This window comes from Bradyrhizobium sp. 2TAF24 (assembly GCF_052115025.1).
Taxonomy (GTDB): domain Bacteria; phylum Pseudomonadota; class Alphaproteobacteria; order Rhizobiales; family Xanthobacteraceae; genus Bradyrhizobium_A.
In genome coordinates this window covers 543424-558749 of the sequence record NZ_JBFRFW010000002.1, presented here as the reverse complement: position 1 = coordinate 558749, position 15326 = coordinate 543424, and the positions used below count along the sequence as shown (strand labels likewise).

Annotated in this window: 21 protein-coding genes and 1 tRNA gene; 13 read left to right on the top strand and 9 right to left on the bottom strand. The window is 62.4% G+C overall.

Annotated features, from left to right (window positions below):
• Window positions 1–14: 14 nt before the first annotated feature.
• The 6 genes from trbK-alt to AB4Z37_RS05840 are packed head-to-tail and all read left to right on the top strand — an operon-like array spanning window position 15 to window position 4692.
• Window positions 15–302, top strand: coding sequence for a putative entry exclusion protein TrbK-alt (trbK-alt, locus tag AB4Z37_RS05865; RefSeq protein ID WP_441515731.1), 288 nt, complete (start codon window positions 15–17; stop codon window positions 300–302).
• Between the two features lie 3 nt (window positions 303–305).
• The gene (gene trbL / locus AB4Z37_RS05860; RefSeq protein WP_441515730.1) at window positions 306–1649 is read left to right on the top strand and encodes a P-type conjugative transfer protein TrbL; all 1344 of its coding nucleotides are present in this window, start codon (window positions 306–308) and stop codon (window positions 1647–1649) included.
• A complete protein-coding gene (gene trbF, locus AB4Z37_RS05855) occupies window positions 1646–2335 on the top strand; it encodes a conjugal transfer protein TrbF (RefSeq protein WP_441515729.1) in 690 nt (229 codons plus the stop codon). The genes trbL and trbF overlap by 4 nt, the downstream gene beginning before the upstream one ends.
• Window positions 2332–3318, top strand: coding sequence for a P-type conjugative transfer protein TrbG (gene trbG, locus AB4Z37_RS05850; RefSeq protein ID WP_441515728.1), 987 nt, complete (start codon window positions 2332–2334; stop codon window positions 3316–3318). The genes trbF and trbG overlap by 4 nt, the downstream gene beginning before the upstream one ends.
• Window positions 3315–4472 (top strand): TrbI/VirB10 family protein, encoded by a 1158-nt coding sequence (locus AB4Z37_RS05845; RefSeq protein ID WP_441515727.1) that lies wholly within the window; start codon window positions 3315–3317, stop codon window positions 4470–4472. Before trbG ends, AB4Z37_RS05845 begins: the two co-directional genes overlap by 4 nt.
• Window position 4473: 1 nt before the next feature.
• The gene (locus tag AB4Z37_RS05840; RefSeq protein ID WP_441515726.1) at window positions 4474–4692 is read left to right on the top strand and encodes a DUF2274 domain-containing protein; all 219 of its coding nucleotides are present in this window, start codon (window positions 4474–4476) and stop codon (window positions 4690–4692) included.
• Here AB4Z37_RS05840 and AB4Z37_RS05835 read toward each other — a convergent pair.
• Together AB4Z37_RS05835 and AB4Z37_RS05830 are read right to left on the bottom strand one after the other, a co-directional pair.
• Window positions 4689–5651 carry a LysR family transcriptional regulator gene (locus AB4Z37_RS05835; protein WP_441515725.1) on the bottom strand — a complete coding sequence of 321 codons (963 nt, stop codon included), beginning with the start codon at window positions 5649–5651 and terminating at the stop codon, window positions 4689–4691. The two genes, AB4Z37_RS05840 and AB4Z37_RS05835, sit on opposite strands and share 4 nt — an antisense overlap.
• Before the next feature lie 165 nt (window positions 5652–5816).
• Window positions 5817–5957 (bottom strand): hypothetical protein, encoded by a 141-nt coding sequence (locus AB4Z37_RS05830; RefSeq protein WP_441515724.1) that lies wholly within the window; start codon window positions 5955–5957, stop codon window positions 5817–5819.
• 220 nt (window positions 5958–6177) lie between these two features.
• Here AB4Z37_RS05830 and AB4Z37_RS05825 point away from each other — a divergent pair, with 220 nt between their 5' ends.
• From AB4Z37_RS05825 to AB4Z37_RS05815, 3 genes are all read left to right on the top strand, one after another.
• The gene (locus tag AB4Z37_RS05825) at window positions 6178–6492 is read left to right on the top strand and encodes a hypothetical protein (RefSeq protein WP_441515723.1); all 315 of its coding nucleotides are present in this window, start codon (window positions 6178–6180) and stop codon (window positions 6490–6492) included.
• Between the two features lie 191 nt (window positions 6493–6683).
• Window positions 6684–7073, top strand: a complete 390-nt coding sequence (locus AB4Z37_RS05820; protein WP_441515722.1) for an HVO_A0114 family putative DNA-binding protein — start codon at window positions 6684–6686, stop codon at window positions 7071–7073.
• Window positions 7070–8728 carry a recombinase family protein gene (locus AB4Z37_RS05815; RefSeq protein WP_441515721.1) on the top strand — a complete coding sequence of 553 codons (1659 nt, stop codon included), beginning with the start codon at window positions 7070–7072 and terminating at the stop codon, window positions 8726–8728. The genes AB4Z37_RS05820 and AB4Z37_RS05815 overlap by 4 nt, the downstream gene beginning before the upstream one ends.
• On the opposite strand, the gene AB4Z37_RS05810 is transcribed toward AB4Z37_RS05815, so the two are convergent.
• Window positions 8699–8791: transfer RNA gene (locus AB4Z37_RS05810), tRNA-OTHER, on the bottom strand. The two genes, AB4Z37_RS05815 and AB4Z37_RS05810, sit on opposite strands and share 30 nt — an antisense overlap.
• Window positions 8792–8922: 131 nt before the next feature.
• Here AB4Z37_RS05810 and AB4Z37_RS05805 point away from each other — a divergent pair.
• A complete protein-coding gene (locus AB4Z37_RS05805) occupies window positions 8923–10281 on the top strand; it encodes a tyrosine-type recombinase/integrase (RefSeq protein WP_441515720.1) in 1359 nt (452 codons plus the stop codon).
• 163 nt (window positions 10282–10444) lie between these two features.
• On the opposite strand, the gene AB4Z37_RS05800 is transcribed toward AB4Z37_RS05805, so the two are convergent.
• The 5 genes from AB4Z37_RS05800 to AB4Z37_RS05780 form a co-directional block, all read right to left on the bottom strand.
• Window positions 10445–11107 carry a hypothetical protein gene (locus tag AB4Z37_RS05800; protein WP_441515719.1) on the bottom strand — a complete coding sequence of 221 codons (663 nt, stop codon included), beginning with the start codon at window positions 11105–11107 and terminating at the stop codon, window positions 10445–10447.
• 162 nt (window positions 11108–11269) lie between these two features.
• The gene (locus AB4Z37_RS05795) at window positions 11270–11473 is read right to left on the bottom strand and encodes a GDCCVxC domain-containing (seleno)protein (protein ID WP_441515718.1); all 204 of its coding nucleotides are present in this window, start codon (window positions 11471–11473) and stop codon (window positions 11270–11272) included.
• An 82-nt stretch (window positions 11474–11555) separates the two neighbouring features.
• The gene (gene nrtS / locus AB4Z37_RS05790) at window positions 11556–11822 is read right to left on the bottom strand and encodes a nitrate/nitrite transporter NrtS (protein ID WP_441515717.1); all 267 of its coding nucleotides are present in this window, start codon (window positions 11820–11822) and stop codon (window positions 11556–11558) included.
• A gap of 24 nt (window positions 11823–11846) precedes the next feature.
• Entirely contained in the window at window positions 11847–12533 is a 687-nt protein-coding gene (locus AB4Z37_RS05785) for a haloacid dehalogenase type II (protein WP_441515716.1), read from the bottom strand.
• 113 nt (window positions 12534–12646) lie between these two features.
• Window positions 12647–13087 (bottom strand): DUF6789 family protein, encoded by a 441-nt coding sequence (locus AB4Z37_RS05780; protein WP_441515715.1) that lies wholly within the window; start codon window positions 13085–13087, stop codon window positions 12647–12649.
• 173 nt (window positions 13088–13260) lie between these two features.
• On the opposite strand from AB4Z37_RS05780, the gene AB4Z37_RS05775 reads away from it, so the two are divergent.
• A complete protein-coding gene (locus AB4Z37_RS05775) occupies window positions 13261–13590 on the top strand; it encodes a hypothetical protein (protein ID WP_441515714.1) in 330 nt (109 codons plus the stop codon).
• On the top strand, window positions 13587–14216 hold the full coding sequence (locus AB4Z37_RS05770; protein ID WP_441515713.1) for a TlpA disulfide reductase family protein: 630 nt from the start codon (window positions 13587–13589) through the stop codon (window positions 14214–14216). The genes AB4Z37_RS05775 and AB4Z37_RS05770 overlap by 4 nt, the downstream gene beginning before the upstream one ends.
• A 12-nt stretch (window positions 14217–14228) precedes the next feature.
• Here the strand turns inward: AB4Z37_RS05770 and AB4Z37_RS05765 are convergent, their stop codons facing one another.
• A complete protein-coding gene (locus tag AB4Z37_RS05765; protein ID WP_441515712.1) occupies window positions 14229–14789 on the bottom strand; it encodes a peroxiredoxin-like family protein in 561 nt (186 codons plus the stop codon).
• A 155-nt stretch (window positions 14790–14944) separates the two neighbouring features.
• Between AB4Z37_RS05765 and AB4Z37_RS05760 the strand changes: the two genes are divergently transcribed.
• Window positions 14945–15325: a thioredoxin family protein gene (locus AB4Z37_RS05760; RefSeq protein WP_441515711.1), complete on the top strand. Its 381-nt coding sequence runs from the start codon at window positions 14945–14947 to the stop codon at window positions 15323–15325.
• The last annotated feature ends 1 nt before the right edge of the window (window position 15326 follow it).

Genomic DNA, 15326 nt, shown 5'->3' with positions numbered 1-15326 from the left:
GGGCGAGAGTTACCATGGACGGAAAGCTGCTGGCGCGCTTCGGCGCAATTGCCCTCGTCGCGGTCGCCATCACGGCGACCGCGATCGAACTGACCCGCAAGGATGAAGCGCTGGCACCGCCGCCGGTGCGCCTCGTCCAGCCCGAGCGCGATCCGCTGCGTGAGAACCAGCGCCGGTGCCAGCAGCTTGGACAGAAGGCGGCCGACGATGCGCAATGCCTGCGCGTCTGGGCCGAGACCCGCGACCGCTTCCTAGGCCGGACGCCCGCGCCCGTCGCTCCGCAATCCACGGAAGGGCGGTGAAGCATGCGGGGCGCGGGCGTCATCGACAATTTCCTTGGGGTCTTCACCCGCTACATCGACAGCGGCTTCGGCTTGCTCGGCGGCGAAGTCGCCTTCATCGCTACCACGCTGATCGTCATCGACGTGACGCTGGCCGCCCTGTTCTGGAGCTGGGGCGCCGATGACGACATCATGGCGCGGCTGGTGAAGAAGACGCTGTTCGTCGGCGCCTTCGCCTATCTCATTGGCAATTGGAACAATCTCGCGAAAATCGTCTTCGACAGCTTCGCCGGTCTCGGCCTGAAGGCGAGCGGTACGGGCTTTACCGCGCAGGATCTGATGCGGCCCGGAAAAGTCGCGCAAACCGGGCTCGACGCCGCCCGGCCACTGCTCGACTCGATTTCTGATTTAATGGGCTGGGTGGCGTTCTTCGAGAACTTCATCCAGATCGCGTGCCTGCTGTTCGCCTGGGCGCTGGTCATCCTCGCCTTCTTCATTTTAGCGATCCAGCTTTTCGTGACGCTGATCGAGTTCAAGCTGTCGACGCTCGCCGGCTTCGTCCTCATTCCGTTCGGCCTGTTCGGCAAGACCGCCTTCATGGCCGAGCGCGTGCTTGGCAACGTCATTTCCTCTGGCATCAAGGTGCTGGTGCTCGCCGTCATCATCGGCATCGGCTCGACGCTGTTCGGCCAGTTCACGCAAGGCTTCGGCGGCAAGACCCCGTCCATCGACGACGCCATGGCCGTTGTCCTGGCCGCCTTGTCGCTGGTCGGCCTCGGCATTTTCGGACCCGGTATCGCGAACGGCCTCGTCTCTGGTGGTCCTCAACTGGGCGCAGGCGCGGCGGTCGGCACTGGCCTTGCCGTCGGCGGCGCTGCCTTTGCCGCGGGCGGCGGCGCGATGCTCGCTGCGAGAGGTGGAGCGGCCGCGTTTTCGACCGGCGCAGCCGCTGTGCGTGGCGGCGCGACCGCGGCGGGTGCTGCTTCGGCCGCCTACAGCCTCGGCTCGCTCGGTCAATCCGGAGCGGCCGGCGTCGCATCAGGTCTCGGGGGCGTGACGCGCGCGGCCGGCGGTGCTGCGACATCGCCGCTTCGACGTGCTGCCGCGAGCGTCAAGGCCAGCTTCGCCGGCGGCGTGAAAGCCGGGTTCGGTGCGACTGGCGGCTCTTCGACCGCGGGTTCGGCTGTCGGCGCGGTCTCATCCGTACCCTCTCAGTCCTCTGGCGCCCCGCCGCCCGCCTGGGCGCAGCGCATGCGACGCGGCGGACATATGGGCCATGCCGTCCAAACCACCGCGCATGCCGTCCGCTCCGGTGACAGCCACGGCTCCGGCTCTTCCATCAATCTCTCTGAAAGTGATCGCACATGAACCTCTTCAAGCGACCCGCCGCGCATTACGGCAAGACACCCCAACCCGAGACGCCATACCAGCGCGCCGCGCAGGTCTGGGACGAGCGGATTGGGTCCGCGCGCGTCCAGGCGAGGAATTGGCGCGCGATGGCCTTCGGATCGCTGATCCTCTCGGCCGGTTTCGCCGCAGCCCTTGTCTGGCAGTCCGCGAGCGGGACCGTGGTGCCTTGGGTCGTGCAGGTCGATAATCTCGGCCAGGCGCAGACGGTCGCGCCGGCAACGGCCGATTACAGGCCGACCGATCCGCAGGTGGCATGGCATCTGGCGCGCTTCATTGAACAGGTTCGTTCGACACCGGCCGATCCGGTCATTGTCCGCCAGAATTGGCTGCGCGCCTATGAATGGACCACCGATCGCGGCTCGGCGGCGCTCAACGACTATGCCCGCGCCAACGACCCCTTCATCAAGGTCGGGAAGCAACAGGTCGCCGTCGAGGTGTCGAGCGTCATTCGCGCGTCACCGGACAGTTTTCGCGTTGCCTGGACCGAGCGCCGTTACGAGAGTGGTCAGCTCGCCACCACCGAACGCTGGACCGCGATCCTGACCATCGTGATCCAGCCGCCGCGCGACGCCGATCGGCTCAAGGCCAACCCGCTCGGAATCTACGTCAATGCCATCAACTGGTCGCGGGAGATGAGCCAATGAGCCGACCGACGATCCGCAAAGGCGCAAAACCTTCTATCCGTAAATCCGGACTTGCGGCTTTGCTGCTTTCCGGCTCCATGCTCGCCGGCTGCGCCACGCCGCAGAAGCCGCCGCAGATCAGCTACGATGCTGATGTACCGCCGCTGCCGGCCGTGCCCGCGTCCGTCGCCGACGATCGACCGAAGCCGCTGCATATCCCGCCGGCCTGGACGCCGACGCGGGGCGGGACACAAGCTTCAACACCGACAGAGCGCGTAGAAAACGCCAACGCCGCTGCGCGCGTCCAGCCACGCCGCGAAGGCTATTACAACGCGATCCAAGTTTATCCGTGGTCCGAAGGCGCGCTCTATCAGGTCTATGCCGCGCCTGGCCAGATCACCGACATCGCTCTTGAGCCGGGCGAGAGCTTGACCGGCGCAGGGCCGATCGCGGCCGGCGACACCGCGCGCTGGATCATCGGCGATACCGAATCCGGCTCCGGCGTAACCCGGCGCGTGCATGTGCTGGTGAAGCCCTCGCGCCCGGACCTCACCACCAACCTGGTCGTCACCACCGACCGGCGCACCTATATGCTCGAGCTGCGCTCCGGCCCAAAACCCTACATGCCGGCCGTGGCCTGGGCCTATCCGCAGCCGCCAGCCGGGCAGCGGCAGAACGGGCCGGCAACACCGGTCATCCCGGCGGCGACGGCTCGCAACTATCGCTACGGTCTGACTGGCGACGATCCGCCATGGAAGCCGATTACCGTTTATGACGACGGCAGGCGCGTTTATGTCGAGTTTCCGCGCGGCATCGTCCAGGGCGAGATGCCGCCGATCTTCGTCATCGGCCCGGACGGCGAAGCGCAGATCGTCAACAGCCGCATCTACCAGAACATCCTGATCGTCGACCGTCTGTTCGGCGCGGCCGAGCTGCGCCTTGGCAGCGGCGACAAGCAGCAGACCGTCAGGATCGTCCGCACGGACGGGAGGCCGTCGTCATGAGCGAGGATGAAACGAACGTTGCCGCGCCGATGCGGCTTCGCGCCGAACCGCCACGCGTCACCCGCCTGTCGCGCAAGGTGCTTGCTGGCATCGGCGTTGTCGTGTCCATCGGCATTGGCGGGTCGTTGATCTACGCGCTTCAGACGCGTGCGCCCGGCGACGATGGCAAAGAGCTTTACTCCACCACCAATCGGCAACCCGCCGATGGTCTCTCGGGCCTGCCGCGCGATTACACCGGCCCTGTCCTCGGCCCGCCGCTGCCCGGCGATCTCGGCCGCCCGATCCTCGACGCACAGAATAGGGGTCAGCCGGTCGTGCCGCCAACCGTCACGACGCCCGCGGTCGATGAAGCTGAACAACGTCGGCGGGCCGAGGACGAGGCCGCGCGCACCAGTCGTGTCTTCTTCCAGACCGCGCCAGGCAACGCGGCCACGGCCACAGCATCGAACACCACGACCATGCCGAATCTCGCCGGCTTTGATCTGATGACGGGACAGCCCAGCCAGCAAACGGCGCAGGACAAGCAGCTCGCCTTCCTAAACGCGCCTGTCGATCACCGCACCACGTCGTCGGATCGCATCACGCCCCCGGCATCGCCCTTCGTGCTCCAGGCCGGCGCCATGATTTCGGCAGCGCTCATCACCGGCATTCGTTCCGATCTTCCGGGTCAGATCACGGCGCAAGTGACGGAGAACATCTATGACAGCCCCACGGGCCGCATCCTGCTCGTGCCGCAGGGCACGCGGATCATCGGCCAGTACGACAACAACGTGCAGTTCGGGCAGCGCCGCGTGCTGCTCGTCTGGAACAGGCTCATCCTGCCGAATGGCCGTTCCATCGTGCTGGAGCGCCAGCCCGGCGCCGATGCGGCCGGCTATGCCGGTCTTCAGGATGGCGTCGACTATCACTGGTGGGATCTCGCCAAGGCGGCCGGCCTCTCGACGCTGCTCGCGGTCGGGGCAGAGATGGCTGTCAATGATGAGGACCGGCTGCTGCGTGCCATTCGCCGTGGCGGCCAGGACACCATCAATGACGCCGGACAGCAGATCGTCCGCCGTCAGTTGCAGGTTGCGCCGACGCTGACCATCCGGCCGGGCTTCCCGGTCCGAATCGTGGTCACGCGCGATTTGATCCTCGAATCCTACAGAGGCTGACATGGCAAAGCTGAAACTCGGCCCCATCGCAGACGACAAGCCGGTGAAGGTGTCGCTGGAATTGCCCGCGCCGCTCCACCGCGATCTTCTTGAATATGGACGCTTGCTGGCCGAGGCGGGAAATCCGCCGATCGATCCGTTCCGGCTGATCGTGCCCATGCTGGAACGCTTCATCGCGACGGACCGGGCATTTGCAAAGGCGCGCCGCGCGTCGAGCTAGATCGTGGCGCGGCTGCGCGCGAGATCCAGCAAGCCGCGAAGCGCCTTGCTGGAATTGTGCGGCGACCAGATAGCGCCGAATCTGAGTGGCTCCGGTTCGTCGCACAGCGGCAGGAAAGTGACACCGGGAAAAGCGACCTGGGCTGTCGTCTCGCTGCAAAGCGTTATCCCGTAATCTGCCGCCACCATCGACATGAGCAGGCAATGGTCGACGTTGCAGCGTTGCACACGCGGCTGCAGGCTACGCTCTGCGAAACGGCGAAAGACATGGTCATGCACCTGTGGCCCGGTTCCATTGTAGCGCACCAGGAACAAATCATCCTTCAGGTCGCACCAATGCACCGCATCGGCGCTTGCACGAGGATCGCGCGCCGGCACCGCAATGAATAGGGGTTCGGTCCAAAGCGCCCGGCTGTGGCAATCCGGAACATCGGCGATCGCGGCGACGAACGCGACATCCAGCCGGCCTTCGCGCACTTGCAGGATTGCATCCTTGGCGCGTCCGTCGAATAGCTCCAATTCGATACCAGGCCATTGCTGACGGTAGCGTTGGAGAAGGTCGGCCAGGAATCCGGCGGCGATCGTCGTCGGCACACCGACCCGCACACGGCCGAGTTCGCCCGTGCCGATCATCCCGGCCGTCTTCACCGCGTAGGCAAGCTGGTCGATTCCGTCGGCAACCTGGGCAAGAAAGAACCGTCCGGCTTCGGTCGGCCGGACGCCGCGGTGCCGCCGCTCGAAAAGACGGACGCCGAGCGTCTCTTCCAACGCGCGGATGCGCTCGCTCACTGAGGACTGGCTGACGCCTAACGCAGTGGCCGCATGCCGGAAGTTCAGATGCTCGCCGACTGCGACAGCCTGGATCAACGAGGCGAGCGGGATGCGCGTACCCAGAAGGCGACATTGTTGGCAGTTCAGGCTATCGGCGTCCTCCGGCCACTTGCAGGGACGACGCCTCACGATCGTACTCCCAATGCTGCTGCGCGGCCGTAGTGGCGTCGACATCCTTGACGCTGCCGGCGGCCGTAGACTGCCAGCGCGGCGACGTCAGTACCTCTTGTCGAACTCTCACTTACGGCTGCGGTCACCGAGCAACGGATACTATCGATGGTGTGACCTCCCGCCTCAGAACTGGTAGCGCAGGCTGCTGCCGACATGGACGCTGTTGCCGATGTGATCGACCAAGGCCGACACTGTTCTTGATGTCATTTCGCTCGTCAGCGATTGGCCAATCCAGTCGCCATTCAACTCTGTCCTCAACGGCATACACGTCCCCGTAGAATCGAAATCCGCGAAAAAATCTCGAGTGAAATTCTCGACTTTCGGGGGCGCTGTCTCTCCTCGTTTCCGAGGAGAGCTGAAAAAATAGACGTGTTGTTGCTGTTCTGACGGCGAAATCAGTCTAGAATCCCTCACTCCATGCGTTCTGAATCTGGCGTAGAATTGGGTCGTTCTTCGTAGTCTTGCCTCGCGCGATAGTTCGGTGATGAGCCAATCGCGTGTCCACCGTCACAAAGGCCGGCCCCGGCCTCCCGTTCCCGGCGCTCTGCCGGACGATCTTTATGACTACTACGACAACGCGCCGTCGGCGCGACGCAGCGCGTCCCACACGAACGCACCCCGAACCCGGCGCGTCGTCGATGACTGGCCCGAACGCGTGCCGATCACCGTGGCTGAAATCGAAGTGTTCGAGCGCTGGTTCGCCGATGTCTTCAACGAGTTGTTCGGTCCGACTCAAGCCGAAGAAGACTTGACGAAGTTATCGCAGTCTGATAACAATACAAATGAGCGAAGGCCGTGATCCGAGCTTCAACACGATTCTCGCTGGCGAGGTGCTCGTCGTCGACTCCGAAGTCGGTCATTGGGTGAAGTTTTTCACTACGCGTGTTCCGGCTTCGTCGGGAAATCGCACGGCCTGACGACTCGTTCACGATTCACTGTCGACCTCTGGCAGTTGATGGATGCGGTGTTGAAGGAGCGAGGTGCGATCTGATGACGACGCTGAAGGTCGGAATTGCCGACTACAAGGAAATGAAGGCTCGCACCATGCAGGTCGTGCGCGGCCAACAGAAGCCGGCGACGGGCGAGCCCAAGGTATGGTTCACCTCCACCGAATCCTTCGCCAAGGTCTTGTCGGCGAACAACCGCGCGCTGCTGCGCATCATCGCCGAGCAGGCGCCGGACTCGCTGGAGGAACTGGCGCAGATTACCGGCCGCGCCAAGTCCAACCTCTCACGCACGCTCAAGACCATGGTGGGCTACGGCCTTGTTCGCCTGGAAAAGGGCGAAGGTCTCAAGCTCGCGCCGAAGCTCGTCCATGACCGGGTTGAGCTGGATTTGCCGTTGACCGAGCAACAGAAGGCGCCGGGAGATCGGCGATGAACCTTCACACTCCCAACGTCACTACCCGCGCTGCGCTCTATCTGCGCGTCTCGACTGCCCGGCAGGCCGAGCATGATGTGTCGATCCCCGACCAGCGCAAGCAGGGCGAAACCTATTGCGCGGCGCGCGGGTATGAGCTCATCGACACCTTTGTCGAGGCCGGCGCCTCGGCCACCAACGATCGCCGTCCCGAGTTCCAGCGCATGATCGAGGCGGGCACGTCGAAGCCTGCGCCGTTCGATGTCGTCGTGGTTCACAGCTTCTCGCGCTTCTTCCGCGATCACTTCGAGCTGGAATTCTATGTCCGCAAGCTCGCCAAGAACGGCGTCAAGCTCGTTTCCATCACCCAGGAGATGGGCGACGACCCGATGCACGTCATGATGCGCCAGATCATGGCGTTGTTCGACGAGTATCAGTCCAAGGAGAACGCCAAGCACGTCCTGCGCGCCATGAATGAGAATGCGCGGCAGGGTTTTTGGAACGGCGCGCTGCCGCCCATCGGCTATCGCATCGTCGCCGCCGAACAGCGTGGATCGAAGACCAAGAAAAAACTGGAGATCGACCCGTTGCACGCCGAGACCGTGCGACTGATCTATCGGCTGTTCCTTGAAGGTAACGGCAATTCCGGCCCGATGGGTGTCAAGGCCATCACCTGCCATCTCAATGAACGTCGCATCTTCACTCGTGACGGCGGGCGATGGGGCCTCGCGCAAATCCACGCGATCCTTACCCGCACAACCTATATCGGCGAGCACAGGTTCAACACGCGCTCGCACAAAGACCGGGAGAAGAAACCCGAAAACGAGGTCGCTGTCATGGCCGTGCCGCCGCTGATTGACCGCGAGACCTTTGATGCGGTGCAGGCCAAATTGAAATCTCGCAATCCGATGCTGGTGCCGGCACGTGTTACCAGTGGCCCCACGCTTCTGACCGGCATCTGCTTCTGCGCCAAATGCGGGGGCGCGATGACGCTCCGCACCGGCAGAGGAAGCGCAGGAGGCACCTATCGCTACTATACCTGTTCCACCAAGGCCCGACAGGGCAAGACCGGCTGCGTGGGCCGCTCGATCCCGATGGACAAGCTTGACGATCTGATTGCGGGTCATCTGGAAGATCGGTTGCTCCAACCCGAACGGCTGGAAGCTATCCTTGCTAGCGTTATCGACCGCCGCCAGGAACGCGCTGAGCGCCGCCGCGAGCATCTTGCCGAGCTCAATCGGCGAATCACAGAGACCGACCAGCGGCTCAACCGGCTCTACGAGGCCATCGAATCCGGTGTCGCCGATCTGGGGGATTCAGCGCTCAAAGAGCGCATCACCGGCCTAAAGGCAATTCGGGATCAGGCCAAGGCCGATGCGGGGCGTTTTCAAGCTATGCTCGACAGCGCCGGAAATCAGAAGGTTACGCCGGACATGATCGGGACGTTCTCCCGCGCGGCGCGTGACGGGCTGCGACTTGAAGGCGGCGGCTATCGGCGGGATCACTTGCGCGCATTGGCGCAGCGCATCGAGGTCGCAGATACCGAAGTTCGCATTATGGGATCGAAACCAGAACTGCTGCGAACGCTCCTTGCCGCTTCTAGCGTGAAATCGGCGGCGTTCGGCGTTCATAGTTCTGTACTGAAATGGCGCACCCGACACGATTCGAACGTGTGACCTTTGCCTTCGGAGCAAGATAACGTGCCCATCCGAAAAATGCGATAGGGCGCGCTAGGCTACGCTATCCAGCTGAAGCAACTGGATATTCTCAAGAACAGAAGCGACGTTCCTATCCGAAATCACGCTCCAATTTTCTCCCGCCTGCTTACGTCCTGCTTACGCGAGAGATGTTGCCGGAACGAAGGAACGTCATGGTCAAGATTACAAAGAGGGTTGTCGAGGCGGCCGGGGCCCGGGAGAAGGACTACGTGATCTGGGACGACGAACTGCCCGGTTTCGGAGTTCGGGTCTTTAGTTCAGGCAAGCGAAGCTACGTCATCCAATACCGAACGGGAGGTCGCTCGCGTCGCTACACGATTGGGCTTCACGGGGCTTGGGCGCCAGAAACCGCACGCCGGGAAGCGAAGGTACAATTGGGGCGGGTCGCTGGGGGTGATGATCCCGCGGAAGATCGCCAGCTTGATCACAAGGCGATCACCGTGAAGGAGCTGTGCACCCGCTATCTCGCTGACCTCCAGGCCGGACTTATCCTCGGCAAGGGTGGTCGGCCGAAGAAGGCTTCGACAACCACCACCGACACTGGCCGTATTGAGCGTCATATCGTTCCGCTCATAGGGACCCGCCGGGTCAAGGATCTAACCAAAACCGACATCAACAAGGTTCTCAAGGACATCATGGCCGGAAAGACGCGGGTTTCGGTCAAGACGAAGAAGCTGCGGGGAAAGGCAATTGTCAGAGGTGGTGCGGGGACGGCCACGCGGACCGTCGGTCTTCTCGGTGGTATCCTGACCTACGCAGTCGACGCGGGCATCATCGAAAGCAACCCGGCCCACGGCGTCCGCAAGCCAAAAGACAACGTTCGGAAGCGTCGGCTATCGGAGGCGGAGTATCGCACACTCGGTCGGATGCTCCGCAACGCTGCTAGGCAAGAGAAATACGCCATGATCGTGGATATCGTTCGTCAGTTAGCGCTGACCGGCTGCCGACGCGGCGAGATGATCGCGTTGAAATGGACGGAGGCGGACACCGAGTCGAGTTGCTTGCGATTGGAGGATAGCAAAGAGGGTGAATCCATCCGTCCTATTGGGTTGCCAGTTGTCGAATATCTCGAGCGACGGCGGACTGACGATGTCGGCACGTACGTCTTTCCGGGGCAGGGTGAGGATAACGCGTTCGGCAGTTTCCCGAACCACTGGAAACATCTCTTCGAGGACTCTGCGCTACCCGATATTACTCCCCACGTCCTGCGTCATAGCTTCGCGAGTATCGCCAACGATCTTGGGTTTACCGAGGTGACTATCGCGGCGCTGGTAGGCCATGCCAAGGGTTCGGTAACCAGCAAATACATCCATACACTCGACACGGCGCTCATCATGGCTGCGGACACGATCTCGGGCTACATTCAAGGATTGCTTGATGGCATCGAGTTCAAGCAAACCGCGTATGCGTTGGATCGCGATTCACGAAAAGCCGCCTTGGCCCGCTTCCTGAAGAGGGCTTCATACGAAGACCCGGAGGAGTTCGAAGCGGAGCGCTGCTTGGCTGCCTAACGCATCGAACTATTCGTGAATCACGGGTTGCAGACATGGCCACGCTCGATGTCCGTATGGCTCCGAAAGTGGCGCCAACCCGCATTTCATCAGGAGTGCGGGTTGGGCGGGTGACATTCGAAACGAGATTGACCAACGGTCGCCCCGAAGTGGCTCGCAAGGATCACTCCGGCCGCGCGATGATTTGGTGATGGGCGTCCACCCCGATGCGGCCGCGCTCCATTCCGTGCGGCTGCCCGTCGCTGTTATAGATGACGAGGACAGCGTTGTCGTGGGTTGGCATGCTCGGCAGAGTCACGGTGATGCTGGCGGTGCCGTCGGCCTTCGCCGTGAAGCTGTTCGTCTTCCCGGCGCCGTCCATCGGTGTGAACGTGACCGGCTTCGTGTCGAAATGGTTCTCGAAAAGGCTGTAGCTTGCGTTCGGTTGCAGGTTCTTGAACGTCGCCTCCAGCGTCACCTTGCCGTCCTTCTCTGCGATGGTGACGGTCCCGGTGGCGGACAGCCACGACTGGAGATCGAAGCCGAGAGGCTTATGGTCTGCGTTGAACAGCTTCGATGTCTTGGAGTCCTGGTCAATGAACGGCGGCCGTACGCCGGCGACGTGCTTGATGCCCTGAGGCCCCGTCGCCTCCGGAGCAGCAGCGTCCTCGACGAAGACCTGAGGGTCGAGAATTTTCGGCTGCTTGGTTTCTGCCGAAAAGAAGGCAGCGTGAGTGATGAACTCCAGTTTCATAGGCGAGGCTGCGAAGCTGCTGCCGATGGAAGCGATGAGCAGTCCAGCCGCCGCGACCGAGATGAACAGACGTCGTTCGAGCGATTTCTTCATTTGGGATCGTTGCCTTTCGAGATGACCGAGCAATCGGCGCCGCACGTCAGCCCGGCGCCTATAACGGCATCAGGCGGAAACGGAGGCTCGCCCCACAGTTCGCTGCGTGCCGCCTCGAGGTTACCTGCGAGAGGTCTCTTTTTTACGGCCAACCAGAGGAGCCTATCTACAACGGCCGCCGCTTTCCTGAACCGGCGGGCATGGCACCGTTCCGTACGAACAGAACACGCAGCAATCGCCATCCTTCGGTTTCAATCTGGCGCCGCAGCCCCTGCAGTCGTAGAAGAATTGGCAAGCGTCTACCGGCATCAACTCGGTCGACTCGTTGCCGCAATTAGGGCAGCTGACGACGGATTCCTGCTTCATATCGACCTCCATATAGAATCGGGCCGCTCACGGGCGCATTATCTTCGAGCTGCCGCCCTGGCTCGGCCGAGTGGAGGCAGATTCACTGTCGTGGTCGTGGGTCGATAGAGCCGACCGTGCCTGCGGACGCGGCCTGGCGGATTTGCACAGAAACCGCGCCATAGGTGCTGACGGCATATGGCACGCAGTAGGTCAGGATGATCTTGAACCAGTTGACGGGCGCGCCGCCGAACAGGGCGTCGCCTTGGTTGATGAAGTTCAGCACTGTCCCAACAACAAGTGCCGCGAAAAACGACCGGCGAGGTACACCGTCCGAGAGCGCATAGTGACAGGCGAGCCTCAATGTCACTGTCTGTCTCCTGAGCCGCGCTTATTAAATTGCTTCGACAATAGCTGGCAGTTCCGCCAGCGTTTCGATTTCGAAGTCGGGTTGACCCGGGAGGCACTCCTTTCGCTGGCGATAGCGATTGCACCAGACGACTTTCATGCCAAACGCCGACGCGGCATAAGCGTCCCACGCATTTGAGGATTGGAAAGATATTTGCGAGGCCTGAATACCCAACCGGTCGACCGCGAGCTGATAGACGCGCGGATGCGGCTTGTATACTCCGACCTCTTCGACCGACAAGACGCAATCGATGAGGTCGGCCAGACCAGCATGCTCTACAGCGGATCTGAGCATGACCGGAGATCCGTTCGAGAGAATCGAAGTTCTTTTGCCGGCAGCCTTCAGTTGGCGGAGGACGTCCGGCACCTCGGGGAACGCCTCGAGTGTCAGATAAAGCTCCATCAGCCTGTCGCGCAGTCCCGGTCGATCGAGCTTCAACGTGTCCAACGTGAAGTCGAGGGCGTCTCCAGTAACTTGCCAAAAATCGGCATGCCTCTCCTGGATCGCGCGCAGCCAAGTGTATTGGAGTTGCTTGTCGCGCCAGAGAGCGGTCAACTTGTCGAGTTCAGCGCCATCGAGCAGATCGCCAGAACCGCGGGTCGCGGAAGCGAAATCAAACAGAGTCCCATAGGCGTCGAAGACGCAAACCCGTACTTCGCCCAATTCCGGCATGATGCTCCTCTCCATCGGAAGGTCAGTTGCACTCAGGCTAATCCTTTTTTCGCGTTTTTGGGCGCGCGCTTCAGGAGAGTCGGGCCTTCCCCCGAAGCGCTGGATTACTGGGTTCAGGTACGCATTCCCTGAAGGACACCCGTAGGGTCCGGCCGCTCGAGCGCATAAATGGCGCCGAGAACGAAGCCGAAGACGATGTGCAGCATCAGTGTCATGATCGGCGCCATCATCCCGAGGTGGGATCCGAAGAGGCCGGCGCCAGCCATCGGCATCATCACGACCATCATGACGAGCCAAGCGCCGACGGCGAACACGATGCCCTTCAGCCAGTGGCTTCCGCCGGGAAGGCCGGGGTTCAGCCACGCGAACAGCGTGCCCCAGAGCACGGTTCCGATCATGAAGTGCATCGCCCAGCCGACCGCCGGCGGTGCGTCGAGCATGTCGGCGATCATCTTGACCGGGTTGAGCTCGGGCATCACGCCCATCATCGCCTTCATCACTATGAGGGCGGAAAGAATGGCGGTGGCGACGAAGCCCGCCACCAAGCCCTTCATCCAATTTCCAGTAGTCATTGCATGTCCTCCATCTGTCCGTCGGCGACGGACCGTCACCGAGCGGTTCGACGGGTGGGACAGGATGGTTACGCCCAAAATTGGCGCGCAACGGCAGGTAACCTTTCGCCGGATATGGCGAACCGATCCGCAGGTATCGTACGGAAAGTCGAAGCATGTCGCGCCACGTCCGGATCACGCATCGAGCGAGCGGCGAGATCATCGCGGAGGGGCCGATCGGGCTCTTCGGGATCACGCCTTTCGAGGGCAACTACTACATCGCGCGAAAGTACCTGAAGACAGCGCGGCTGAAGCCGAACTGGATTCCTGGGCTCTGCGTGTACAAGTTCCTGTACGTGTGGCTCGACCTGCAGCTTCCGGACGGGACCCGCGAACCGTCGATCGGGTGGATGTACTGGCTGCCCAATCCCTTGTTCTTCTTCACCGCGTTCCGTCCGGCCGTCCCACAGGCATCGCCGGTGCTGTCGGTCCAGGAGATCGCTTGAAGGAGGCGGGCGCCGGCGCAGGTTCAGGCGCGGCGCGGATGCCGTCGCGCCGCAGGGTCCTGCGCGCGTTGGCCGGCCTGGCGACCGGGCTCGCGTCGCGCGAAGCTGTCTCCGCTGAGGATGACGTTCCCAGGTTCGAATCCGGACGCTACCAGTTCACCATCCTCCGCCCTGCTCAGGAATTGCCGCCGCTGCGGCTGTTCCGCCTGGAAGGCGGCACGGCGGATCTTTTGGCGCTGCGTGGCAAACCGATTCTTGTGAACTTCTGGGCTTCGTGGTGCGCCGCCTGCCGCATGGAGTTGCCCGCGCTCGACAGGCTGTATCGGGAATCCTGGCGCGGCAGAGTGCATGTCGCCGCCATTTCGGAGGATCGCGGGCCGCGCGAGACAGTCGCGCGCTTCGTGACGTCGCTCGATCTGAAGGCACTTCCGATCTTTCTCGATCCCAACGGATTTGTCGCGCACTCGGATGCCGACAACGCCAAGAAGGCGCCGTTCGCGCTCTACGGCATGCCGATCACCTACGCAGTCTCGGCCTCTGGCGCGATCGTCGGCTACATACCGGGTGACGCGGATTGGTCGTCCCCGGTGGCGGACGACCTCATTGCCTATCTGAGCAGAACGTAGGGCCGGCGACCCCTACGCCGTCTTCTGGAGGTCCGCTACTTCGCCGCGAGCGGGATACTTGTTCTTCACGACGAAATCGATCGCCATCAGAATGTCGGAGAAATGCGGTCGCGCGAACGGCATGGTCTGTACGCTGCCGAAGTAGAGGCTGCCGTCCGGTCTTACCAGGTAGATGGCAGGCTCCGAAAAGAGCGCCGGCTCATCGACGCCGGCCGACGTCTTGCCGCGTCCAGACGACACGTACAGTCCCCAGTGCCTGGCTGCGACGAGCGACAGCCCGTACCCGACGCGCAGCCGGGACAACCCCCATGTTTCCCGTGTCTGTTCTGCACGTTCCCTGGAGTCGGTCGATACGGCCACGACGCCGACACCCCGCTTTTCGAAATCGTCGAGATTGGATTCAAGATTCTTGAGCTGCGTCTTGCAGATGGGACAATGAAGCCCGCGGTAGAAGACGACGAGCGTGAAGTTGGACGGTCTTTCGGATGCGAGATCGAATTGTCCGCCGCCGGCGAGATCGACGCGTAGCGGCGGAACGGTTTGGTTCGGAAAGAGAGGGACGAGATCCGTCATCGTGCTTGTCCTTTCTGCGGAAGCCCTGCGGTCATGTGTAGAGTGCGTCGCGCCCGCAGGCACGTCCGATATTTTTCCGACCCCCACGTAACCTTTCTCCGGAGTGGGCGAACCATGGCCTCGAGACTTCTCAGCATCCACGGAGAACCACCGTCATGTCCTCGAGCTTCCTGCGTACGGCCATCGTTATCGCCGCGGTCCTCGCGCTGCCCTCGCTGGCGAATGCCGGACAGCCTTTCGACGCCAAGGCCTTTCAGGCTTCGCAGGCCGCGGGCAAGTCCATCCTCGTCGACGTCACCGCGCCGTGGTGCCCCACCTGCAAGCAGCAGAAGCCGATCGTGCAGGAGATCGAGAAGGAGCATCCGGATCTGGTCGTCTACGACGTCGATTTCGATAGCGCCAAGGATGTCCTGAAGCAGTTTCGCGTCCAATACCAGAGCACGCTGATCGTGTTCAAGGGATCGAAGGAAGTCGCGCGCTCCACCGGCGAGACCGATCCGGCGCCGCTGCGGGCGCTGGTGGCGAAGGCGTTCTGAG

What these genes read in the sequence shown, in the direction of transcription:
- trbK-alt (WP_441515731.1), top strand. Translation starts at nt 15, where the DNA reads ATGGACGGAAAGCTGCTGGCGCGCTTCGGCGCAATTGCCCTCGTCGCG.
- trbL (WP_441515730.1), top strand. Translation starts at nt 306, where the DNA reads ATGCGGGGCGCGGGCGTCATCGACAATTTCCTTGGGGTCTTCACCCGC.
- trbF (WP_441515729.1), top strand. Translation starts at nt 1,646, where the DNA reads ATGAACCTCTTCAAGCGACCCGCCGCGCATTACGGCAAGACACCCCAA.
- trbG (WP_441515728.1), top strand. Translation starts at nt 2,332, where the DNA reads ATGAGCCGACCGACGATCCGCAAAGGCGCAAAACCTTCTATCCGTAAA.
- AB4Z37_RS05845 (WP_441515727.1), top strand. Translation starts at nt 3,315, where the DNA reads ATGAGCGAGGATGAAACGAACGTTGCCGCGCCGATGCGGCTTCGCGCC.
- AB4Z37_RS05840 (WP_441515726.1), top strand. Translation starts at nt 4,474, where the DNA reads ATGGCAAAGCTGAAACTCGGCCCCATCGCAGACGACAAGCCGGTGAAG.
- AB4Z37_RS05830 (WP_441515724.1), bottom strand. Translation starts at nt 5,957, where the DNA reads ATGCCGTTGAGGACAGAGTTGAATGGCGACTGGATTGGCCAATCGCTG.
- AB4Z37_RS05825 (WP_441515723.1), top strand. Translation starts at nt 6,178, where the DNA reads ATGAGCCAATCGCGTGTCCACCGTCACAAAGGCCGGCCCCGGCCTCCC.
- AB4Z37_RS05820 (WP_441515722.1), top strand. Translation starts at nt 6,684, where the DNA reads ATGACGACGCTGAAGGTCGGAATTGCCGACTACAAGGAAATGAAGGCT.
- AB4Z37_RS05815 (WP_441515721.1), top strand. Translation starts at nt 7,070, where the DNA reads ATGAACCTTCACACTCCCAACGTCACTACCCGCGCTGCGCTCTATCTG.
- AB4Z37_RS05805 (WP_441515720.1), top strand. Translation starts at nt 8,923, where the DNA reads ATGGTCAAGATTACAAAGAGGGTTGTCGAGGCGGCCGGGGCCCGGGAG.
- AB4Z37_RS05800 (WP_441515719.1), bottom strand. Translation starts at nt 11,107, where the DNA reads ATGAAGAAATCGCTCGAACGACGTCTGTTCATCTCGGTCGCGGCGGCT.
- AB4Z37_RS05795 (WP_441515718.1), bottom strand. Translation starts at nt 11,473, where the DNA reads ATGAAGCAGGAATCCGTCGTCAGCTGCCCTAATTGCGGCAACGAGTCG.
- AB4Z37_RS05785 (WP_441515716.1), bottom strand. Translation starts at nt 12,533, where the DNA reads ATGCCGGAATTGGGCGAAGTACGGGTTTGCGTCTTCGACGCCTATGGG.
- AB4Z37_RS05780 (WP_441515715.1), bottom strand. Translation starts at nt 13,087, where the DNA reads ATGAAGGGCTTGGTGGCGGGCTTCGTCGCCACCGCCATTCTTTCCGCC.
- AB4Z37_RS05775 (WP_441515714.1), top strand. Translation starts at nt 13,261, where the DNA reads ATGTCGCGCCACGTCCGGATCACGCATCGAGCGAGCGGCGAGATCATC.
- AB4Z37_RS05765 (WP_441515712.1), bottom strand. Translation starts at nt 14,789, where the DNA reads ATGACGGATCTCGTCCCTCTCTTTCCGAACCAAACCGTTCCGCCGCTA.
- AB4Z37_RS05760 (WP_441515711.1), top strand. Translation starts at nt 14,945, where the DNA reads ATGTCCTCGAGCTTCCTGCGTACGGCCATCGTTATCGCCGCGGTCCTC.